This is a genomic window from Burkholderia sp. (genome assembly GCF_018375725.1).
GTDB lineage: Bacteria > Pseudomonadota > Gammaproteobacteria > Burkholderiales > Burkholderiaceae > Burkholderia.
In genome coordinates, this window is sequence record NZ_JAHACR010000290.1 from 1 (window position 1) to 5,185 (window position 5,185).

A 5,185-nucleotide genomic window follows, 5' to 3' on the forward strand; every position below is an offset into this window, starting at 1 on the left:
GCCGACGACACCCAGCATGCCGCGCACGACAGCTGGCGCGATGTGATGCCGCGCATGCCGGCGCTCATCATCGGTAACGGCTTCTTCGCGCTGTTCGATACGCTCGCACTGTCGCTGCTGCCGATCTTCGCGATGGCGCACGGCGTCGCGAGCGGAACCGCGGTGCTGCTCGCATCGATCATGCTGTTCGGCGACACCGCGATGCAATTCCCGATCGGCTGGCTCGCGGACAAGCTCGGCCGCGAACGCGTGCATCTCGGCGCGGGCTGGATCGTGCTCGCGGGCTTGCCGCTGCTGCCGTTCGTCGTGACGTATCCGTGGCTGTGCTGGCCGCTGCTGTTCGTGCTCGGCGCCGCGGCAGGCAGTATCTACACGCTGTCGCTCGTCGCGTGCGGCGAGCGCTTTCGTGGCGGCGCACTCGTCACCGCGAGTTCGCTCGTATCCGCGTCGTGGAGCGCGGCGAGCTTCGGCGGCCCGCTCGTCGCCGGCGCGCTGATGGAGCAGTTCGGCAGCGACACGCTGGTCGGCGTGCTGGCCGGCAGCGTCGCCGCGTTCATCGCCGCCGCGCTGTGGGAACGCCGGGCCGCGCCGCAACGTGCGGCCTGACCCGGCGACGCCGCGTCACACATCGCCACCTGTCGCCGCACATCGCATGTGCGGGCCTGCCGGGCGCGGACGGTTCGCCGCTTACGCCGTCAATGCCGGCATGATCTTGCCCACGCAGGTGCCGAAGCCGACGCGATAGCCGTCGCCCTGGCACCAGCCGGCGAGCGTCAGCTCGTCGCCGTCTTCGATGAACGTCCGGCTGCCGCCGCCCGCCAGCGCGAGCGGCGTCTTGCCGTTCCACGTCAGTTCGAGCAGGCTGCCGAACGAACCCTGCGTCGGGCCGCTGATCGTGCCCGAACCCATCAGATCGCCGACTCGCGTATTGCAGCCCGCAACGGTGTGATGCGCGAGCTGTTGCGCCATCGTCCAGTACATGTATTTGAAGTTGGTGCGGCAGACCGTCGTGGCCTCTGCCGCGCCTTCGGCACGCAGCGTCACTTCCAGCGCGATGTCGAAGGCGTGCGCGCCCGCATGCCGCAGGTACGCGAGCGGCTGCGGCGACTGCTCGGGCTGCGCGGTACGGAACGGCTCGAGCGCGTCGAGCGTGACGATCCACGGCGAGATCGTCGTCGCGAAGGTCTTCGCGTTGAACGGCCCGAGCGGCACGTATTCCCATTGCTGGATGTCGCGTGCGCTCCAGTCGTTCAGCAGCACCATCCCGAAGATGTGCGCTTCGGCATCCTCGCAGGCGATCGGCTCGCCGAGCGCGTTGCCCTTTCCGACGATAAAGCCGGTCTCCAGTTCGATGTCGAGCTTGCGGCATGCGCCGAACACCGGACGATCCTGATCGGGCAACTTGAGTTGCCCGTTCGGGCGCCGCACCGGCGTGCCGCTGACGATCACCGACGACGCGCGCCCGTTGTAGCCGATCGGCATCTCCGACCAGTTCGGCAGCAGCGCATTCTTCGGATCGCGGAACATCGAGCCGACATGGGTCGCATGCTCCTTCGACGAATAGAAATCGGTGTAGCCGGGAATCTCGACGGGCAGATAGAGCGTCGCGTCGCGCTGCGCGACGAGCACCTTCGCGCGCAATGCCGCATCGTCGCGCAGGCGCGCGGTGTCGCGCGAGAACAGTTCGCTCAACTGCACGCGCACGCTGCGCCACGCATCGCGGCCGAGCGCGATGAAGTCGTTCAGCGTCGGCTGCTCGAATGCCCGACCCCGCATCGCGATGTAATCGTCCGCGCTCGCCAAAGGCAGCGTCAGCAAACCCGCGCGCTGCAGTTCCGCCAGATCGACGATCTGGTCGCCGAGCGCAACACCCACGCGGCGCGACGGATTGCGCGCATCGCTGAACATGCCGAACGGCAGGTTCTGGATCGGGAAATCGCAGGCGGCGTCGTTCGCCGTATCGAGCCAGCTCTTGCGAGCCGGATCGAGCGTCGCGCGCAGTTCAGGGGTCACGCTCATCGTTGCTCCGGATTGAAGTGTTTCTTGATGCCTTGCCAGCACTGGAAGTAATCGGCCTGCAGCTGCGCGGTGTCGAGCGCGAAGCGCGTCGGCCGGATCAGCGTGCGGGTCTCGAACATGAACGCCATCGTGTCGTCGACCTTGTGCGGCCTGGTCGTATCGCTCGCCGACGCCTTCTCGAACGTGTCCGCATCCGGTCCGTGGCCCGACATGCAGTTATGCAGGCTCGCGCCGCCCGGCACGAAGCCTTCGGCCTTCGCGTCGTATGCGCCGTGCACGAGCCCCATGAATTCGCTCGCGACGTTGCGGTGGAACCAGGGCGGACGGAACGTATACTCGGCCGCGAGCCAGCGCGGCGGGAAGATCACGAAGTCGATCGCATCGACGCCCGGCGTATCGCTTTGCGACTGCAGCACGAGGAAGATCGACGGGTCGGGATGGTCGTAGCTGATCGAGCCGATCGTGTTGAACAGACGCAGGTCGTACTTGTACGGCGCGTAGTTGCCGTGCCACGCGACCACATCGAGCGGCGAGTGACCGATATCCGCGCGCCAGAGCCGGCCGTTGAGCTTCGCGATCAGTTCGAACGCGCCTTCACGATCTTCGTAGGCGGCCTGCGGCGTCAGGAAATCGCGCGGATTCGCGAGGCCGTTCGATCCGATCGGGCCGAGATCCGGCAGACGCAGCTGCGCGCCGAAATTCTCGCAGAGGTAGCCGCGCGCTTCGCCGTCCGGCAGCGCGACCGTGAAACGCACGCCGCGCGGGATCACCGCGATCTCGAACGGCTCGACGTCGAGCCGGCCCATTTCGGTCGCGATATGCAGGCGCCCCGCTTGCGGGACGATCAGCAGTTCGCCGTCGGCGCTGTAGAAAAAACGATCCTGCATCGAGCGGTTCGCCGCGTACAGGTGGATCGCGCAGCCGCTCATCGCGGCGGCCGAGCCGTTGCCGGCCATCGTCACCCAGCCTTCGACGAAATCGGTCGGCTCGACCGGCATCGGCAGCGGATTCCAGCGCAGCTGGTTCGGCGGAGTCGGCGGCACGTCGGCGGAATCGGCAAACTCCGACACGAGACGCTGCGGCCCCGCGAACGGCTCGAACGGCCGGTGCACCGCGGCCGGACGGATGCGATACAGCCACGAGCGCCGGTTATGCCCGCGCGGCGCGGTGAACGCCGTGCCGGACAGCTGTTCGGCATACAGCCCGTACGGCGCGCGCTGCGGCGAGTTGCGGCCGTGCGGCAGCGCGCCCGGCAGCGCCTCGGTCGCGAACTCGTTCGCGAAACCGCTCAGGTAGCCGGCGGCCGCCGGCTTCGACAGGTCAAGCGTCATCGTTGCTTTTCTCCTTCATTCATGCGACGTCCGGCGCTGCCGCGCCGCACCTCCATCGTCCCGGCGCTCATTGCACGGCCTCCGCGGCGGGATGCGCCGGCGGCGTCACGCCTTGCCGTGCGAGCGCCATCGCCTCGCGCAGCACATCGAGATCGCCGATCTGATTCGCGAGCAGCAGGATCAGCTTCGCATTGACGAGCTGGCTGTCGCTGTCGGTCAGGTCGCGATGCATGTCGATCAGCGATTCGTAGAATGCGTCCGGATCGGCCAGACGCAAGCGGGTGTCGAGGTGCATGACGATGTCTCCGATATTTTTTAGGGACTCAGGCCGAGCAGATCGCCCGCGCGAGCGCTTCGCCGATTGCCAGCGGATCGAGCGCGCGCATCCGTGCGCACACGTGCTGGTCGGGACGCAGCAGATAGAACGTGCCGGGCTGCGCGTCGTAGCGCCGCGCGGCGAGACCGTCGACGTCCTCCACGACATCGATGCCGCGCACCGCGCGCGCATGGCCGGCCGGCACGACGAGCACCGGCTTGACCGGCAACGCATGACCGGCGACCGCTTGCGCGAGCGCGGCCGCATCGTCCGGCAGACCGAACAGCAGCCCCGTGAAGCCGTCGCGCACATGCTGCAACAGCCAGCCAGCCGCGCCGTGCATGCGCACCGGGGCATCGGCGGCCGCCGTGCCGGGCCGCATCGCGCATGCAAAAACGTCGCCATTCCGGTCTGCCGTGTTGAGCGGTGAATCCGCGAGCACGGCGGGCACCGACAGTCGGCCGCTGTTGACAAGCTTGCGTGCGAATTCGCAGTCGCGCGCGAGCTTCAGCGTCGCATCGCGGAACATCCGCGACACCAGACTCTTTGGCGTGATGAAGTCGGTCGAACGCGTCGAGTTGCGAATGTTCTCGTCGGCGGCGAACTCGCGCTCGCTCGCATAGGTGTCGAGCAGGCGATCAGCCGCCACGCCATCGAGCACGAGCTTCAGCTTCCACGCGAGGTTGTCCGCATCCTGCACGCCGCTATTGGCGCCGCGCGCGCCGAACGGCGACACGCCGTGCGCCGCATCGCCCGCGAACAGCACGCGGCCATGACGAAACGCATCCATCCGCTGGCAACGGAACGTATAGACGCTCACCCACTCCAGCTCGAACTCGACGTTCTGGCCGAGCAGCGCCCGCACACGCGGAATCACGCGCTCGGGCTGCTTCTCGACGGCCGGATCGGCGTCCCAGCCGAGCTGGAAATCGATGCGCCACACATTGTCGGGCTGACGATGCAACAGCACCGACTGGTTGCGATGAAACGGCGGATCGAACCAGAACCAGCGCTCGGCCGGAAATGGCGCCTTCATCTTCACGTCGGCGATCAGGAAACGGTCCTTGAACGTGCGGCCGTGGCTTTCAAGTCCCATCATCCCGCGCACCGGGCTGTGCGAGCCGTCGGCGGCGACCACGTACTGCGCGCGCAGCGTCTCCACGCCTTCCGGCGTTTCCACCGTCAGTTCGACCTGCTCGGTCGACTGAACGAGTCCCGTCACCTTGCTCTTCCAGCGAATGTCGAGGTTCGGCAGTTCGAACGCGCGTTCGGCGAGATAGCCTTCGACGTAGTACTGCTGCAGATTGATGAACGCGGGCCGCGCGTGGCCCGCTTCGGGCAGCAGGTCGAACGCGTAGAGCTGCTCGTCCTGCAGAAATACCTTGCCGACATGCCAGCTCACGCCTTTCTCGACAAAGCGCTCGCCACAGCCGAGCCGGTCGAAGATCTCGAGCGTGCGCTTCGCGAAGCAGATCGCACGCGAGCCGGTGGACAGCGTGTCGTCGTCGTCGAGCAGCAC

At 67.2% G+C, this 5,185-nt stretch carries 5 protein-coding genes; 1 reads left to right on the forward strand and 4 read right to left on the reverse strand.

Annotation, left to right across the window (positions count from 1 at the left end; genetic code table 11):
* On the forward strand, window positions 1-606 hold a 606-nt coding region (locus tag KH616_RS20910), incomplete at its 5' end, for an MFS transporter (RefSeq protein ID WP_292250442.1).
* A gap of 81 nt (window positions 607-687) precedes the next feature.
* Here the strand turns inward: KH616_RS20910 and fahA are convergent.
* The 4 genes from fahA to KH616_RS20930 all read right to left on the reverse strand — a co-directional run.
* Entirely contained in the window at window positions 688-2,019 is a 1,332-nt protein-coding gene (gene fahA, locus KH616_RS20915; RefSeq protein ID WP_292250444.1) for a fumarylacetoacetase, read from the reverse strand.
* Window positions 2,016-3,350, reverse strand: a complete 1,335-nt coding sequence (hmgA, locus tag KH616_RS20920; RefSeq protein WP_292250446.1) for a homogentisate 1,2-dioxygenase — start codon at window positions 3,348-3,350, stop codon at window positions 2,016-2,018. Before hmgA ends, fahA begins: the two co-directional genes overlap by 4 nt.
* A gap of 67 nt (window positions 3,351-3,417) precedes the next feature.
* A complete protein-coding gene (locus KH616_RS20925; protein ID WP_292250447.1) occupies window positions 3,418-3,645 on the reverse strand; it encodes a DUF2783 domain-containing protein in 228 nt (75 codons plus the stop codon).
* Window positions 3,646-3,673: 28 nt separating this feature from the next.
* On the reverse strand, window positions 3,674-5,185 hold a 1,512-nt coding region (locus KH616_RS20930; RefSeq protein ID WP_292250449.1), incomplete at its 5' end, for an FAD-dependent oxidoreductase.